This is a genomic window from Deltaproteobacteria bacterium, from assembly GCA_016874735.1.
Lineage (GTDB): Bacteria > Bdellovibrionota_B > Oligoflexia > Oligoflexales > CAIYRB01 > CAIYRB01.
This window is the reverse complement of sequence record VGTI01000013.1, coordinates 20,975-38,502: the sequence shown is the minus strand read 5'-3', so window position 1 is coordinate 38,502 and position 17,528 is coordinate 20,975. Positions and strand designations below refer to the sequence as shown.

Here is a 17,528-nt window from a genome sequence, read left to right as displayed (position 1 = left end):
AGGTGGTTAATATTCACAGACGAGCCGCACTTTAGTTTTGCCCAATTTGTGCCGACAGGAGAGGCTGACGGGGGGGAGCGGCATGCGCGAAGTTCGCATCAAGGAGTCCACACGACAGAGATGTTCCATCGTGCAGCTGGACGATGTCAGCCGACAGAAGCTGGTGCCAGTAAGCTTGGAGCTATTCCACTTTCTTTACCAGGTTGAGAATCTGACTTTCAGTGTGTACTGCCGCATTCAAGACGTCCTCATCGAGTATGTGAAAACCGGACCGATGGTCAGGGAACACCTCGATGATCTGTGGGAACTGATGAGACGGCCTGAGACGGACTCGGACATCTGCATCCGAAAGGCCGACCAAGCTGCTTTTGAGCACGTAATTTCCACCATCCGCCAAACCAAACTAGCAGCGCTTTGTAAACAGTTACCAGATTTAGACCAAAAAACTCTCGACGTGTTTGCCCAGCTAAGCTCGGCCAGCCAGATGATTGTCGCCGGCGGGATTGATGCTGAAGTTGCAAGACAAGTTAAGGCAAGCGCGGCCTATTTAGTTTCCAATGCCATAGATAGCGATCTCATCGTGAACACGCTGAGCAGGATGATCACCTGCGACCCCACGCTGTACGATCATAGTGCAACGGTATCAATGTTGGCCTCGGCAATTGCGCTGCGGTTGCTGCCCAAAAAACTTTCAACCAAGGAAGCCGAACTCGTCGCTCAATGCGCCCTCTATCACGACGTGGGTAAGACCTGCGTACCCAATGAGATCCTAAACAAACCTGGAAAATTTACCCCAGCTGAATTCGAAATCATGAAGCAGCACACCACTCATGGCCACCAAGAACTGACCAAATTGATGGCAGAAGGAGTAGTGATTGACGAACTCGTGGCGCGTGTCGCCCTCGAACATCACGAGCGATGGGACGGCAGCGGGTATCCATTCAAAAAACAAGGGCCTCTCGAGCAAAATCCCGAAGCAGGAATTCACCTTTACAGCCGGATTGTGATGATTGCTGACGTTTACTCAGCGCTGCTCATGAAGCGCGTGTACAAGCCCGCTTTCGAACCCCAGGAGGCCATTACGATCATGGCCAAGGAATCCCGCGGCTACGATCCCGACATCTTCAGCCCGTTCCTGAAATGTGTCGTACGCAGTTTAAATCGCACAGCTGGCAATTCAAGTCGCTTACTCGTCATATCTAAGGACGGCAAGCTGACTGAATGGCAAAACACGGCCAAAAGCGCCTAATCAGATTGATACCGGCGCCTTGATCGGCGCCTCGGGCTCATAATCGCTCAGCTCAAAATCATCGAAATTGTAAGCGTAAATGGACTCTGGATGACGCCGGAACTTCAGTTGCGGTAGAGCTTTTGGGGTCCTAGTTAATTGCAGTTGCACCTGCTCCAGGTGATTTTTATAAATGTGGACGTCACCGCCAGACCACACAAACTCACCGGGCTGAAGCCCAGTTTGCTGCGCCAGCATCAAAGTCAGCAAACTGTAACTTGCGATATTGAACGGTACGCCAAGGAACAAGTCAGCGCTGCGCTGCGTTAACATGCAAGACAGACGCCCCTGGGCAACGTGGAACTGAAAAAAAGCATGACATGGCGCTAGCGCTCCCTTACCCGCGCGCACATTGTCATGCGGTGACATTGCCGGATCCGGCAATGTCGCAGGATTCCAAGCGCTGACTATAAGTCGCCGACTGTCAGGACGTAACTTAAGCTCATCCACGAGCTGGTCGATCTGATTGATCTCACGTCCGTCATGAGTCTTGAAATGTAGCCAATTGACGCCGTAAAGCGGACCGATACTCGGATAGGTACTTCCGTCCGCACGTTCAATCTGCGTCTCCCACTCTCGCCAAATAGAAACGCCGTGATCCTTTAAATACGAGGTGTCATCGGTACCTTTGAGGAACCAAAGAAGCTCGTGCGCGATACTTTTGAAGTGAACTTTCTTAGTGGTAAGAAGCGGAAACCCTACATTTAGGTCAAAACGCATCATCCTGCCAAACACCGAAAGCGTGCCCGTCCCGGTTCGGTCGGATTTATCAACGCCAAATTCCAGCACATCGCGCACGAGATCCAAATACTGCTTCATCTTCGAAAGCCCTCAGTCAACCAATGCTCGGCCGCTAGACTATCACGGTTCCATATGCGGCGGTCCAACTAATTGGCAAAGTTACCCGACGCGGTTGAACCATCACAACTTGTAGGTCCCACCCGGCGCGAACCGCGGAGAAACACGTGTAAAAGCTGAATGGCAGCCGGCGTGACGCCGCTGATACGCGAGGCCTGACCAAGAGTCTCCGGGCGTTGCCGTGCCAGCTTCTCCACAATCTCCCGCCGTAGTCCTGGGAGGTCCCCAAAGGCAAAATCAGACGGAATGCGCACGCGATCTAGATTGGCCTCATCTTTGATCGTCCGAAGTTCACGCGCGATGTAGCCTTCGTACTTAAGCTCGATACCCAAACGGCGAAGCACCTGCATCGAGAGTCGGCCCAATTCGGGTACGAAGGAAACCAAGTCCGTGGGTTCAACTGCGGGACGACGCAGGATTGTCGCAAGCTTGGTGCCATTATTGTCCTTAGCCTCCAGAACGGCTGCCGGTAATGGATATGCGCCGATGCTAGTGTCCTTGGCGAAACTGATGGCCTCAGCAAGCTCTTGCTCCCGCGCACGATATGCAGCATAGGCTTCGGCTGTCACCAAGCCAGCGGCATAGCCCTTGGCCGTAAGTCTCATGTCGGCATTATCTTCGCGCAGATGTAGCCGATGTTCAGCTCGCGATGTGAACATGCGGTAAGGCTCGGCCGTACCGCGGGTAATCAGGTCGTCAATCATCACGCCGATATAGGCCTCAGAACGCCCAACAGTCAGCGGTGGTTTACCTTGAGCGGAAAGAGATGCGTTGAGCCCTGCAACGAGACCCTGAGCAGCCGCTTCTTCGTACCCAGTGGTGCCATTTATCTGACCCGCTAGGTACAGACCCTCAACGCGTTTGGTCTCCAATGTGGAGCCTAGTTCGGTCGGATCGACGAAGTCGTATTCAATCGCGTATCCGGGTCGGATAATCTCTGCCCGCTCCAGGCCACGAATAGTGCGCACAAATTCGAGCTGACACGCCAAGGGCAACGAAGTCGAGATCCCGTTGGGATAAACCTCACAGGTGTTGTAACCCTGCGGCTCCAGGAAAATCTGATGGCTCAACCGATCGGGGAACTTGACGATCTTGTCCTCAATCGATGGGCAATAGCGGGGTCCGATTCCGACAATTTCACCGCTGTAAAGTGGAGACTGCGACAAGTGCTTCCGTATGACTTCATGAGTCGAAGCATTCGTGTGTGTGATGTAGCAAGGTAGCAAAGGCTGCTTAATCCGGTCGTTGGCGAACGAGAATGGGATGATGTCGTCGTCCGAATGCTGCGGCTCCAAAATAGACCAATCGATCGATCTGGCATCAAGTCTTGGGGTGGTACCCGTTTTTAGACGGCCAACGCGAAAGCCGTAGTTTCTGATGAAGTCAGCAAGTCCGAGGGACGGTGCGTCGCCGGCACGTCCAGCTTGGATTTTAAGCGAACCGATATGGATCAGCCCGTTGAGGAAAGTGCCGCTAGTAATGACCACCCGCTTGCTGCGGAAGGCACCAAAGCACTTAGTCTCAACGCCAATGATACGGTCGCGATCACCGCTAAGACCCTTGTCAACTAGGAGGCCCTCGACGCTGTCTTGCCGCAGATGTAGACCTGGAGTGCGCTCGAGCACGTGCTTCATGTGAAGCCGGTAAAGCTCCATGTCGGCTTGGGCTCTAGATGACCAGATAGCCGGTCCCTTTTTTCGATTCAGGACCCGAAACTGGATGCCGGTCGCGTCGATGGCCTTAGCCATCTCACCGCCCAACGCGTCGATTTCCTTAACGAGGTGACCTTTCGCTGTACCCCCAATCGCCGGATTACAGCTCATCGCCGCCACCCGATCCATCGATTGCGAGACCAACAACGTTTTCGCGCCGCTGCGCGCGGAGGCAAGTGCAGCCTCACACCCAGCGTGACCACCGCCAACGATTATTACATCATAAATTTCAAATGATTGGCTCACAGCGCGACCTCAAGGTTGAGGCGGCGATTGTTATACCCGATTTTGCCGGCTGTCTACGGCGAACTGTACTGATCTACTTGGTTGGTGATTTTAAATGGTAGGTCAATGAAATTGCAGTGATCGCCCACAATTTTGCTCCCACCTTAGCCATTTATCCCTAACAATCTAAATTGACTCCGATAAGAGTTACAAATCACCATTAGTGTAGATCAGTTTTCGCGACCCCCAATGCGACACCACGTTCTAAGCTCTCCGTGGTGCTTCGGCCGTAAAATAGACATTGGGCTGGGTCAGCTGAGCAAACGCCCCCTTGTTGCATCTGCCCAAAGACAGCCAAGACCAAGGCCCAACCTGGGGAAGGGTAAGCCTCAAGCTGAGCTCGAGCGAAGTTGTAGCGCCCATCGTGAGCGTTTTCCACGGTACCGCCAGTCTCAAACATGAACGAGAGATCTGTGCCAATGTATCCTGCCGAAACGCCCGCACCAACGAGGCCGTAACGGTCCTTGAACAAGGTAATTTGCGAGTCGGGACTGGCAACGAATGTTTTTTCCACGTACGGAAGTTGCGTAACCGCTCCGGTACCCGAAAACGCGAGAATCACACGTTCAATGCCCAAAAAATCCAACAAATTATAACCGATACTTAGATCACCCACGAACCTTGACTGGTCAATTCGCTGACTCTCCGTCCCGAGGTTAGCGGAGATTCTCACGTCGCGGCTGTTCTGATGCTCATGATACCGAAGAGCGCCACTCAAAATCAGCCCTCGGTTGGGGTTGACCCAAAAGCTAGCCCCACCCCCAAATTGTTGAACCGAGGAATCTACTGTCATCGCAAGTTTCTGAAACTTCAGATCTTCACGTACAACTATTCCAGAAACAGTCGTCAAAAGTCGCCGGCTTAATGCGGTCTCCTGCGGCTCGTAAGTCGTCAGCAGTCGTGTAGGTGGGGCTGAGACTACGGGCGCGGGCAAGGGCGATGGAGGGGTGGGCAGTGGCGGTAAGCCCGAATCAAGGGTCAAACTAGGAGTCAGTTGGTAGTTTCTTGTCGTCCGCACCTCCTTAAAGAAGGGTACGACCTCCAACACTATGACGTTCTTGGACGTAGGAATGACCATTGAAGCCGAATCAAGAGTCATGATGCGCGGCGTCAAAGCATTCTCTTGCAGGTAAACTTTGTACCGATCGGATCCCCTCACGGGATCCCAACTAATTTTTGCGGGCTTAACCCGTTCTAGTCCTGGATCTATGACAGCGAAGGAACCAGAAGCCAAAGCGCTGACTTCCACGCGATCGGAAACACTCGACTGAACTCCACGACGCATGAGTCGCCAGTGGTAAACGCCCTCGCGAGGCGCAGCCCAAGAAAAACCACTGCTACGCACAATGGTTCGCAACTGGATCATTGCAAAACCCGGCGAGTCAGCGATTTCGAGGTCGTAGGTCTCGCCATTCTCCAGAGGTACATCCCAAGCAATGGATACCGGCAATGAAGCGGCGAGACCAAATGGCGCCGCCAAGCTGAGAATTAGCCAGCCAGCCAAGATGCACCCAAACGTACAGGCTTTCTTGTATTCGCGCTGAATGTTGGATATTGTGTGGCAAATACTCAAGGTTATCCGCACCATGTGGACCTCGAAACTGGGCGTTGCATAGTGAACGTTGGACAGGTATCCAACAGAGCCAAGAGTTCCAACTATTGTAGCAATTCTTTAAGCAGGAAGGATTAGCGATGGGAATGTTTGACCAAGTAGGCGACATGGGCCACGAGCAGGTCGTGTTCGTGCAGGACAAGGCGACGGGTCTTCGCGCCATTATCGCCATCCATGATACCACGCTTGGACCAGCGTTGGGCGGGTGTCGTCTTTGGAACTACGAATCTGACGAAGAAGCGCTGACGGACGTTTTACGTTTGTCTCGGGGAATGACATACAAAAACGCTGTCGCGGGACTTAACCTGGGCGGCGGTAAAGCTGTGATCATAGGTGACCCCAAGACGGTCAAATCAGAAGCCCTTTTCCGTACCTTTGGAAGATTCATAAACAATTTGGGCGGCCGGTATATCACAGCTGAAGACGTGAATATTAATACTCAGGATATGGATTATGTTGCTATGGAGACCCGCTACGTTAGCGGGCTTGCCAACCGTGATGGATCGGGTGATCCGTCACCGGTCACTGCGTTAGGCGTATTCCACGGAATTCGGGCCTGCGTGGAGCACAAACTACGTAGAGACAATTTGCACGGTCTCAGAGTGGCTGTTCAGGGGGCCGGAGCCGTGGGTCGCTATCTCTGTGGCTATTTGCACGCGGCCGGAGCTCAACTTGTTGTGGCTGATATAGACGAAGCGCGCGTTCGGAGCATGGCGGAACGTTACGGTGCCAAAGTTTCCGACGTGAAGGCTATTCATACAGCCGACGTAGATGTATTTGCCCCTTGTGCCCTTGGAGCAGTGCTCAACGACAGGACAATACCAGAAATTAAAGCTCCGATAGTTGCGGGTGGCGCCAACAATCAGCTTGCCAATGAATCACGCCACGGCCAGCAGTTGAGGGAGAAAGGTATTCTTTATGCTCCCGACTACGTTATTAACGCTGGAGGCGTGATAAACGTATTTCATGAGCTAAAGGGTTACAATGCGGATGCCGCCAAGCGTCAGGCAGGTAATATATACAATACGCTACTTGAGGTATTTGCAGAATCCGAGCGACAAGGCCTGCCAACGCACAAGGCATCCGATGTCGTCGCCGAACGCCGCATTCAGTCCATGAGAGCTGCGGTTAGTCTCCACCATAACTACAACAATCAGTTGTGGCTCGCCCGCTAAATACTGATCTACTTAAGTGGTGAAAATCATCATTTAAGGTTTTGAGTTGAGCACCCTAGCCTGATCCGAGTGAATTGCTCGTATTAGGCGCTTTTTTTGCCAGAATTCTTGGTATCTTTTGTGCCTATATGACCAACTAAGTGGATCAGTTAGTGGATGTCCATTGATGTCTTTTCACATGACTCTTTTGATGTGGCAGTTTTACAGCTCCTGTTACGAGGAGCCACTATGTGTCCAAAGTGTGGGGACAATACGCGATCGGTGGTGCGCTGCGGTCTTTACCAAAGAAAAACCGGTCGCATTAAAGTTATCCAAAGATACTTGTGTCGCGTCTGCGGCTCGAAATTCTCAAACCAGACATCCACGCTCACTTATCGTGAGCGCAAGCCTCACCTCACACAAAGCGTACTGCGCCTCTTGATGGAGGGAGTTTCTCAACGAGGAATTGCCAGACATCTGAAATGCTCCCCGATAACCGTAGCACGAAAAATGGTCAGACTCGGTAGGCAAGCGCAGAGCGAGACCGCAGCAACTTCGAGCACCGAGATCAATAAGGCATCAACGCCAATTTCAACAGTGCAGTTCGACGAAATGGAAACTTTTGAACACAGTAAGTGCAAGCCGCTTTCCATTGCTGTCGCTGTAGATGAAAGATCCCGACTAATTATTGCGGCAAGTGTTGCTGTCATGCCATGTCCAGGAAAATTGTCGAAAATTTCCCGAAAAAAATACGGCTACCGTCCAGATCAACGAAAAGAGTGTATGATTCGCGTACTCAGTGAAGTCAGGCGTCTTTGCCCCCATGTCCAAGTGCTGAAATCCGACAAATGCTCAAGATATCCGCGCTGCGTCAAACTGGTTTTCGGTGACAATGTGAGCCATAAAGTATTCAAAGGGCGAAGAAGCAGATCAATCGGGCAAGGAGAACTTAAGCGAGGGCGTCACGATCCTATTTTTGCGCTCAACCACACCTGCGCCATGTTCAGAGATCGGATTAAGCGTTTAGCTCGTCGTACGTGGACTACCACAAAACGAAAAGAGAGACTCGCAGACTTAGTTTCGTTGTATGCATGGTGGCACAATAAACAGTTGATGAGCATCAAAAAATCATGCTCCATGCCCAACGTTTCTCGCTTGCGCAGTGCTGACCTAAACATTAATCCGTGTTGACAAAGTCCTGAAAATTCTCGGCATGTATTTAGCTACTGCAACGCTGAGCATCTCCAGCCGACCACCGAAAACGACGTCCGGCTTTTTCTGCCCAAGTGCTATAATAATTTCTTCCGCGCACTGCATCGCGGACATCGCATTATTGTGCTGTTTGTCAACAACGCCGTAACTACCTCCATCTGCTGTTAAAGCGTTTCGAGAAACATTTGTCTTGACGTACCCAGGATATATCATCGTTATTTTCACGGGTGATTTTGCAATTTCGTTCCTAAGACTTTCGAAATATCCACGCAGTGCGTGTTTACTGGCACTGTATGCACTTCGAGATTGAATACCGAACAAACCTAGGACGCTTGAAACAACAGCCACTTGGCCTGAGTTTACTTCCAACATTTTTCGCAAGATAGGTCTCGTCAAAGCAATCGTGCCGAAAAAATTTACATTCATGATTTTGGCATCGAGATCTATGTTCCCATCACACACCAGATAACGTTGTGATATTCCCGCATTGTTTACCAAAATATCAATAGGCCCATAATTTCGCCAAGCGTCCTCTGCGATTTTCGGAAGTTCTGGATATTTCTCTAAATCAAGTAAAAGGATTTTGTGACGCTCCGGATTCTTGCACGAGTTCAGTACCCCATTGAGCTTCTCGCTGTCCCTAGACGACAGAATTAAACTGGCGCCTAGTTCGTCTAACCTGAGGGCCAACGCCTCACCGATTCCTGACGATGCTCCGGTGATCCAAATCCTCTTGCCAACAAATTTGCTCATTGGGGTTCCTAAAGCGCTCTACTTAAGTGGTGCATATCACCATATTTTGTAAGCGAGATTGGTTATTTGTCAATTCCAGACCGATGTTCTGAAGCGAACTGGCCCCCAACCCGAATTCCGCTTTAGACTTAATCAGATAGGATTGAGTAACACCAATTAAGTAGATCAGTATATACTGAGGAATACGGCTAGGAGGCACCGCGCAATGGCAATGAAGAAAGGTATGGATCAAATTTTAGCCTGGATCATAGCTTGTGCAGCTGCTGGTGCCACCTACGGAGTCGGATACGGGGTTGTGAAAGTTGCTGGTGGCTCTGCACACGGCCATGACGATGAAGAAATTGCTGATACGCCTCACGGCAGTTCCCATGGTGACTCCGATCACGGAAAAGGGCACCACGCCACCACTGACGAGCATGGTGAAAGTGCTCACCATGAGGATACGGGCCATGGAGAATCTGCGGACCATGACAAATCTTCGCACGAAGACAAGCATGATAGCGCCGCGCATCACGATGCACACCAAGACCCGGATCACGGTCATGAACCGCATACGGCAGACACGCACGAGCCTCACAAAGATCACGAAACCCATGACGATTCGCATCATGAGAAACCCGTAGAACACGAGGCTACCAAAGCAGTGCATAGTGATCATGGCGGACACGGGGATCATGGAACGAAGCACTCTCCGCCAAAGGCAAGCAAGCCCGAGTTAAAAAAAAAACACGGCACACATCGATGAAACAGCAGACCCGCGCTGGAACTACCAAGGTAGTACCGGACCTACCGGCTGGGGATCTCTAAGTAGCCGGTTCGAAAATTGCTCGCGCGGCCGCCGTCAGTCTCCGATTGATATCGATGGACCGGTAGCAAATTCAAAACTCCTGCCAATCCGCTTTCACTACAGGGACAGTGACAATATCGTCACCAACTATGCTGGCCAGCTTGTATTGAGAACTCAAAGTGGCAACTACATAGAAGTGGACGGCGATCGTTACGATCTCGACACCATTGTTTTCCACGCACCTAGCGAGCACAAGATCGTAGGAGCTCCATACGATATGGAAATACAGCTAACTCATAAAAGTCTGGAGGGCCAGATCCTGATCTTAGCAGTTTTTATGGAGCGAGAAGCAACAAATCCCTTTCTAACGAACATCTGGTCGAGTATCCCAGCGCCAGGGGATGATGCCTCGGAACCAATTGCACTTGATCCGACGAAACTCCTACCGCAGCGGCGCAAATACTATCAGTACGAGGGATCCCTTACACACCCTCCGTGTACCGAGGGCGTCCATTGGTACGTGATGACCGACCCTCTGCCGCTGTCGGACCGGCAGTTGGCGCAATTCTCACATTCAATACCCTTCAATGCCCGTCCAGTACAGGCCTTGAACGGCCGCAAGGTATCGAGAAGCACCCGCAACTAACAACGTTGTCAGACGTCTCTAGACCCTAAACACATATCCGCTGCGGCGTCATTTTCATTCGCGTCCGGAGTAACTTCAGCGTGGGCCGGCTTATTGACAACCTTAGCCTTGGGGCTCAGCGTCTCTGGTCGCAATTGTTTACCGCTTACTGTCTTATCAGTATACATTCGTCACCTCTCTAGCACCTTCCACAGGATCCTTTAGCTTAAGGTTCAGTGGGTTAGCTAGTCACAGCAGCGGGAAGTCGCAGCTGATACCAAACATTACGCAACATCTATGCCAACTCATCGGCATTCCGATTGCCTTTAGCTCTAGGTCGGATTTTACTTACCTAGGACGCAAACTAATTTCTATGGAACCACCATGGTTCTTTGAGAACACCTCAACTGTCCCATCATAACACCCAATAAGTAGCCTCACGAAAACCGCCAGAACCTCAGCAAAAAATTCAGTGCCTCCAACTTTACGGATCTGTTTTGGACTGGTGGCCGTCAGCTGCTCTAACGCGGCCACTGGCGGAAACAGTTCATGGGAGCGGAACTCCCATGTCAAAACAACACCTCTGTCATCCTGACTCAAAGCTGCGGCGACCATAATTTCGCCCTCGCTACCACGCCGATAAAAGAGTGCTGCCAACGCAATCAAGGCAGCGTTTAAAGCTCTTAGATCGAACAACAACGGGAGTGAAATCAGAGCCTCATCCTTGGCGACGATTGGTTGAATAATTAGCGTAATACCAAGACGCCTCAGAGTATTCGTGGCGGTACCTGCTAGCTCTGCTACGATATGATCAGGTCTGCGTGCTGCTTCGCTTAAAGCACCCTCTTCCAAGGCAGCGGCAATCAAAACACCACGTATCGTTAGCTCTAACTGAGTGGCTAATGCTTCGGCTTCGTTTAAGGTTGAGCCTTTAGGAATATTTTGGACAGTCTTCCTCAGGACATCGAGCATGCCCTGCATTTTTGCAACGGGTGTGTTCAAATTGTGGCTAAGAAGCGAAATAAAATTTGACTTGAGATCCGTCACGTGAGCATGAAGGTTCATCTGAGCTTCCAGACGCCATCTTTGTATCGTAATCCACGATAGGCGCACCAAACCTGCTGCCATTAGAGCGAAGATTCCAAAATACAAACTATCGAACAGCGGCCAATAAAACCCAAACAGCCGGATTGTTAGAGCGTTTAAACTTGGCGCCAACAACGCAAACAGGCAGAACGCGAGAATTGCAGTCAGCACATGCCCGAACAACATGGCTGCTCCTAAACCGATACAGTATACTGCCGTCCAAGAAATAATGGCTTTTGCTTTAGGGATTTGAACCATGCTTTCATCAACTAGCATTTGCGCTATCAATGCCCAAAACACCTGTACGGGCGTGCTGCGCATAGTTTCAGCAACACCGTTGCTAGCGTGATCGTAAACGGTCCTGAGACCGCTGAGATTTTGCTTTAGACCGCTATAATTAACAGATTTAAGTGCCTCTTGTTGGCGTTCAATTTCCGCAGAAACTATGGCCACTCGAAGTTTATTGGGCAATGCATTAATGGATCCGAGTTTACTTAATCGCTGCCGCGAGACACCCTGGGGCGGAGTCAAATTGAGAACGTAGCCGGTGAATCCATTCGCTAGTTGATCACTAAGCCAACCGGAGCCGATAGCCGTGGACGCTAGCCCTGGATTCGCATTTTCGAAGATCCTCTGAACGACCCAACCCTCGTATTCCGGCACATAAGAGCAGTCGATCTGTATCTCTTTGGCCTCGTCACAAGGACTATCGTTAAGCCATACCGTATCTTGTCGTAGCAGGATGGGAATTTGCTCTATTTGCTGGGGCGAGGCGACAAAGAATATTTTAGTTTCGCCAGAGGTAGAGGCTACAACTCTCTGTAACTTATCAAAAACATTATCGTAACTACCGCGCACCTCAGCTTGCCAATGGATGATAACTAGCGGGATTTTAGCAGCACTCAGGTGCTCAATACTATCGGCGTAAAACTCAATGAGTTTATCACCGGTGCTAAGTTCCTCGTCAGTTAATCGCCAGAGTGGCGTGATAATGCGCACCATATCTGGATTGACTGCAGGACGTCCACTGGACTTGACCAAACTGTATTCCATCAACCGCTTCTCTAGCCTAAGGGAAAGCCGCGATTGTCTGGGCCCAGAATAAACAACATAACTTAAAGCTGCAAAAAGTCCTAAACCAAGTGCCAAAGGATAAAGAACATCAAGCCACCATAAATGTTTCCGCAATATTTCGATCATGAACGGCCGGTTCTTTGAGCTCATGACTGTGAATTATCCTCGCCCCTTCTTAGATGCCAAAAGCCGCAGTATAAAAGTGGCACCAGATCCCGGAGATGAAACGACTTCGATATCACCATTCATTTGCCTGGCGAAATAGCGGCTGAGATACAGCCCAAGACCATGCCCTTTACTTTTGTAAACAATTTCATCTTTGATCCGGTAAAATTTTTCAAAAATTCGCTCATGGAATTCGGCATCGATACCTGGACCATGATCCGAGACGCGCATGATGATCTGGCTCTTTTGCCGGACTGCTTCTACTTCAATTTCTCCCCCTCGTGGCGAGTATTTTATCGCGTTACTTACGAGATTATAGAGAATCTGCGCTATTAATGTTCGGTCACCCCGGGCCTCGGCGTCCGGAGTTAGACTAACCAAAAAACTCACCTGCGCCTCCTGAGATCTAAGCTCAAAAAGCCGCAAAACCTCCACTATCACCTCGCCGATGGTTACGTCAGACATGGTGGGTTTGACGTTATCCATACGATTTAGGTAGCCAACGTGTCGCATACCGACCAAGTAATCTTGGAGTTCAACAGCACTGCTAGTAGCTTTTTCTAGAGCCCGAGCGGCTGTCCCAGTCATGGGACTGGACATAGATTTTAAAATCGTTAAAAGCTGATCGTTCAGCTGCAATAATTCAGCAGCAAACCGACTCAGAAATTTATCTTGAATCTCAGCAAGTGCGGCATCCGAGCTAAGCTTTTCTAGCTTGCCAGCGCGCTGCTGAATATCTGCCCTCAGGCGCCAAAATGCACCACAAACAGTCGCGAGCGCAGACCAAAGAGCCGTGTCCGCAAGTGGAATATGAAGGTTTAAATAGGAAAAAAGAGCTGCATGTACAATCAACAAAAGCCCCCAGCTACATACAAAAATCAGACTGGCGGTTCGGATTTCAAAACTCCATGCGACTAGCGCCAAGAGTGAGAGACAAACGGTTTGTGTCAGGTTTACCCAATTTGAAGCGCGCTTGAGATGGGTGTCGTCAATAAGATTTATGAGACCAATAGCTGCCAGATGTAGCACCGGAATACCGCTGCTGAGGTCGGCACCCTCTGGCTGCCACGGTGTATTGACGTAGGTGGCCTCGCGACTATCGAACGTAAACGGTCTAAATCCGGTATAACCGACGAGAATCACCGAATCTGTGAGGTCCACATGTTCGGGATTACTTATGACGGAGCTTGCCGTCAGCTGTATTAGTTCATCTTTATGCGCGTAATTTAGCTCAATGACGAGGGGGTCGCCGCTATGATTAACGCGATTCGGAGATAGCACAGTTTGCTGCGCATCCTTATTGGCAGTTGCCCCTGATTTAAAACGCTCTGCCATACTGTAGACTATATGAGGATAGTCATCAGGCTCTCTAACTAAAAGTTTACGAATCGTCTCACGCCTAAAGTCACGTTTAATATCTGCGCGATACAGGCTATCAGCAGCTGTCAGAAGCAACCTGCTAGCACGGCCGCTCTCGTCATCTGCAATTTTCGAATGACCAAAAGCGCCAATAAAGATGCGTTCGTCACCTTTGGCCAGTGCAGCCAGCTTATCTAAATGGGGATCGTCGTAACTGACAAATTGCGGCGGCAAGATGACACCTATCATCCGAGCCTTACTGTTGAGGAGTCGCTCGGTCAGGTTTATAACTTTCTCTGCCTCCAGCGACTGAATCGGCCGCGCCTGCCACGGCATTGACCCTAAAGCAAGTGAAGTCTGCGGCTCACCATCATCGATGGTTATCAAGAGCACTGGGTTCTTCGGGCGCAGTGACGGTGCTAAGCGTGTCCGCAAATCGTAAAGCTCGTCTTCTGTTCTCGACCTGAGCTCAGTTGCATAGAACACATAGACCAATGACGCGATCACAGATAAAAACAGCCCGCTGATGACGACTGATTTTAGTGATCGTGACATTCCTAGATCGACTCCAGCAACGCAGGGTCTCGCGCCAGTATTGTGGTGTAAACACGCATCGCCTCGATCATCTCGATGGCTTGCAGTCTACAGAATCGGGGGTCAATCGCAAACTTATCCCCGCTGGCGCTCTTATGCTCATGCATACAGCCGCCAGCGCACCATTCACGCATCCAACATGTGTTGCACGGGGCCTTACCTGCCGAACGGAAAGCCGAGACTTCAGCCAACTTGTCATAGGAGAGACCATCGGTGATACCACCGACGCGCTCGCTCTCGTCCTCGTTAAACCGGTGGCAGAGATAAAAACCGCCCGAGACAGATACCGTCAAGTAGTTCACACCGGCGCCACATGTCATACCGCCGGTCTTACCGCGATGAATCATGCGGACCGCTTGTTCTATGTTTTCTAGCTTGAGGAGACGCGCAAAATCACCGGCCGCAATAAAGCGGTCAACGATGCGACGAAGCACGTCACCAAGGTAGGTAATGTCATCGTCACCGAATTCAACGCCACGTTCACTTGTCGCATGATGAGACAGAAATACCTTGAAGTTCTTGGAGTTCAATGTTGCCAGCAGCGCTTCTTCTGCATATGGCAGGGTCGCCTTCGTGACCGTTGCTCTGAGCCTAACATCACGCAGCGCCGCAAGCTGAGTGGAAAAGGCCGCAATTTTACGCTCGACGAGCGCCTCGGAGTTCGTAGCTCTGTCCTTGTTTAATCGCTGTTTCGCATGCATGCCTGGGCCATCGTAGGACAAGTTCAGTGCAAACTTCTTGGCCTTCAACCACGCCATTTTTTCGGCTGTTAGGAGCGTGCCGTTGGTGGTCATAGAGAAGGTGATCGGTAGCTGCTCAGCTTCGCACCAGTTGACTACCTGCTCCATGACCGCAAAATTGAGCATGGGTTCGCCGCCGAAAAAAACTACGTGAAACGAGCTCTTGCCCTGAGCCAAGAGACTGATGGCAGCCTTGGCCGTGGCGAAACTCATCATACCCTTGCTGCCGTAGTCACCCTCGCCAGCAAAGCAGTAGGTGCACCTGAGATTGCAGCCTTGCGCCATATTAAGGGAGATCGCCCTTATGTCGAGTTCAGGCTTTTTCTTGACGGGACGCGGCAACGCCTGGGCAAGGCCATCAAGTTCGGCAGCGGCCGCTGGGTCGTTTACCTCACCGCGCACCTGGGCCACCAAATAGCCTGGAACCTCAAGCACATGAGAGCTCGGGATGTGGAGTAAAAACTGGCCACTAGCAAAGCTGAATGCCTGCCATTCTGGCAGATGAGAGTGGCTGGGATGTTTTTTACCCGCCACCGCCGTATTGATTACTGATCGCTCAAGTGTCATTTGTTTACCACCTCACAGCCAAGACAACGCCGGCCAGACCGCACACCAACGAAATTATTGTCATTTATTTCAGTGGCTTGCAATCATCGCACCACAGCCGGGCCTAACCGGTTGCCATAGCTATAGCAAATCCGATACCAACCTTTGTGGCCAGACGCGCCGCCTAGCGCCGGTGCTTCATCGCGCGTTCAATGGAACGGGCAGCCTCTTTGGCGGCGGCGCTATCCCGCTTGTCGTGCGCTTTTTTACCTTTGGCCACGCCAATTTCCAGCTTGATGTGCTGACCCTTGAAGTACATTTTGAGGGGAACGATGGTGAACCCCTTTTCCTCGGTCTTGGTCTCTAACTTAGCCAATTCCTTGCGACTTAACAGTAGCTTCCGGGGGCGCGTCTCGACATGATTGGCGTAGGTTCCGTGGCTATACTTAGCGATATGGGCGTCATGCAGGTAGGCTTCACCGTACTCATCAATAGCGACCCAACCGTCGTTTAGGTTGACCTTGCCCGCTCTGGCCGCTTTAACTTCGGTGCCGGTTAAAACCATCCCAGCCTCGTAGCGTTCACTCACGACGTATTCGTGGAAAGCCTTGCGATTATTGGTAATGATTTTGTTTTCCATGAGCTCCGTACTATGTTAAGCGCCCTGCCAACGTCTTACTGGGTAATCTATTTAGCACATGCAGACCCTAGCGACATCAGACAATGAAGCGGCGACGCACGAATACCGACGCCTCGGTGGTCCTGTGCCAGTAGAGTCCGTAGGCCAGCGGGTTGATGATTACTTGGCGCGGCAGTTTCCTTTCCTCTCGCGCAACGGGTGGCAACAGCGTATTTCGAGCGAGCGCCTACTCGTCAACGGACGGCGCTGCAAGAATGCGGCGCGCCTGAAGTGCGGGGACGAACTGACCCTTTACGCACCAAAGACGGTGGAGCCGGAAGTTGATCGCGCCATTCGCGTCCTATGGCAAGACGGCCCTGTCATGGCGGTATATAAACCCGGCAACCTGCCGATGCACGAGAATGGCCCGTATCGCAAAAATACGTTCACAGAAATTGTATGGCAGGAAATTGGGCGCGAATGGGCGGCGGTCCACAGGCTTGATCGCGAGACGAGCGGAATCGTCATTTGCGGTGCCACAGCCGCAGTCCGTGGTAAACTAGCTACTGATTTTGCCGAACGTCAGCTGCGCAAGGAATACCTGGCGATCGCCCGAGGTCTTCCGCGCTTTGATCATTGGGTAGCCGACGGTGCCATTGGCGATTTAGCCGCGAGTGCGATTCGCATCAAAAAGTGGGTCGTACCCGACGGACTGCATGCCTTGACCGAGTTCTCAGTGCTCGGACGTGGACAGGATGCCTCCTTGCTCGAGGCGCGTCCCAAAACTGGGCGCACCAATCAAATCCGAATCCACGCTGCTCACGCCGGCCACGAGCTTTTTGGCGACAAAACCTATCATCCGGACGAAAACGTCTTCCTCGAATATTTCGAGCGTGGGCTGACGGAAAACGTGGTAGCCCGCACTGGCTGGCGGCGTCTTTGCCTGCATGCGCGCTCACTGGAATTTGTGCACCCGGTAAGTGGCCGTGAGGTGAGAGTTGAAGTCCCCATGCCAGACGACATGGTGGAGCTTTGGGCCCAGCTCAGCCGCTAGGGAGC

Annotated in this window: 13 protein-coding genes; 4 read left to right on the top strand and 9 right to left on the bottom strand. The window is 51.3% G+C overall.

Annotation, left to right across the window (positions count from 1 at the left end):
• Positions 1 to 82: 82 nt before the first annotated feature.
• Positions 83 to 1,249 (top strand): HD domain-containing protein, encoded by a 1,167-nt coding sequence (locus tag FJ146_08225; GenBank protein ID MBM4251944.1) that lies wholly within the window; start codon positions 83 to 85, stop codon positions 1,247 to 1,249.
• On the opposite strand, the gene FJ146_08220 is transcribed toward FJ146_08225, so the two are convergent.
• From FJ146_08220 to FJ146_08210, 3 genes are all read right to left on the bottom strand, one after another.
• Entirely contained in the window at positions 1,250 to 2,107 is an 858-nt protein-coding gene (locus tag FJ146_08220) for a thymidylate synthase (protein MBM4251943.1), read from the bottom strand.
• 68 nt (positions 2,108 to 2,175) lie between these two features.
• Entirely contained in the window at positions 2,176 to 4,104 is a 1,929-nt protein-coding gene (mnmG, locus tag FJ146_08215) for a tRNA uridine-5-carboxymethylaminomethyl(34) synthesis enzyme MnmG (GenBank protein MBM4251942.1), read from the bottom strand.
• Between the two features lie 199 nt (positions 4,105 to 4,303).
• Positions 4,304 to 5,731, bottom strand: coding sequence for a hypothetical protein (locus tag FJ146_08210; GenBank protein ID MBM4251941.1), 1,428 nt, complete (start codon positions 5,729 to 5,731; stop codon positions 4,304 to 4,306).
• Between the two features lie 104 nt (positions 5,732 to 5,835).
• Here FJ146_08210 and FJ146_08205 point away from each other — a divergent pair, with 104 nt between their 5' ends.
• On the top strand, positions 5,836 to 6,930 hold the full coding sequence (locus tag FJ146_08205) for a Glu/Leu/Phe/Val dehydrogenase (protein MBM4251940.1): 1,095 nt from the start codon (positions 5,836 to 5,838) through the stop codon (positions 6,928 to 6,930).
• A 1,149-nt stretch (positions 6,931 to 8,079) separates the two neighbouring features.
• On the opposite strand, the gene FJ146_08200 is transcribed toward FJ146_08205, so the two are convergent.
• Together FJ146_08200 and FJ146_08195 are read right to left on the bottom strand one after the other, a co-directional pair.
• Positions 8,080 to 8,874: an SDR family oxidoreductase gene (locus FJ146_08200; protein ID MBM4251939.1), complete on the bottom strand. Its 795-nt coding sequence runs from the start codon at positions 8,872 to 8,874 to the stop codon at positions 8,080 to 8,082.
• A 235-nt stretch (positions 8,875 to 9,109) separates the two neighbouring features.
• On the bottom strand, positions 9,110 to 9,550 hold the full coding sequence (locus FJ146_08195) for a hypothetical protein (protein ID MBM4251938.1): 441 nt from the start codon (positions 9,548 to 9,550) through the stop codon (positions 9,110 to 9,112).
• Positions 9,551 to 9,611: 61 nt separating this feature from the next.
• Between FJ146_08195 and FJ146_08190 the strand changes: the two genes are divergently transcribed.
• Entirely contained in the window at positions 9,612 to 10,307 is a 696-nt protein-coding gene (locus tag FJ146_08190) for a carbonic anhydrase family protein (protein MBM4251937.1), read from the top strand.
• Positions 10,308 to 10,634: 327 nt separating this feature from the next.
• Here FJ146_08190 and FJ146_08185 read toward each other — a convergent pair whose 3' ends face one another.
• The 4 genes from FJ146_08185 to smpB all read right to left on the bottom strand — a co-directional run bounded on the left by FJ146_08185 (position 10,635) and on the right by smpB (position 16,490).
• Positions 10,635 to 12,596, bottom strand: a complete 1,962-nt coding sequence (locus tag FJ146_08185; GenBank protein ID MBM4251936.1) for a hypothetical protein — start codon at positions 12,594 to 12,596, stop codon at positions 10,635 to 10,637.
• Between the two features lie 9 nt (positions 12,597 to 12,605).
• Complete coding sequence (locus tag FJ146_08180; protein ID MBM4251935.1) at positions 12,606 to 14,525, bottom strand: CHASE2 domain-containing protein; 1,920 nt, start codon at positions 14,523 to 14,525, stop codon at positions 12,606 to 12,608.
• Between the two features lie 2 nt (positions 14,526 to 14,527).
• Positions 14,528 to 15,871 (bottom strand): radical SAM protein, encoded by a 1,344-nt coding sequence (locus FJ146_08175; GenBank protein ID MBM4251934.1) that lies wholly within the window; start codon positions 15,869 to 15,871, stop codon positions 14,528 to 14,530.
• 163 nt (positions 15,872 to 16,034) lie between these two features.
• Positions 16,035 to 16,490, bottom strand: coding sequence for an SsrA-binding protein SmpB (gene smpB / locus FJ146_08170; protein ID MBM4251933.1), 456 nt, complete (start codon positions 16,488 to 16,490; stop codon positions 16,035 to 16,037).
• A gap of 58 nt (positions 16,491 to 16,548) precedes the next feature.
• Between smpB and FJ146_08165 the strand changes: the two genes are divergently transcribed.
• Positions 16,549 to 17,523, top strand: coding sequence for an RluA family pseudouridine synthase (locus FJ146_08165; protein MBM4251932.1), 975 nt, complete (start codon positions 16,549 to 16,551; stop codon positions 17,521 to 17,523).
• The last annotated feature ends 5 nt before the right edge of the window (positions 17,524 to 17,528 follow it).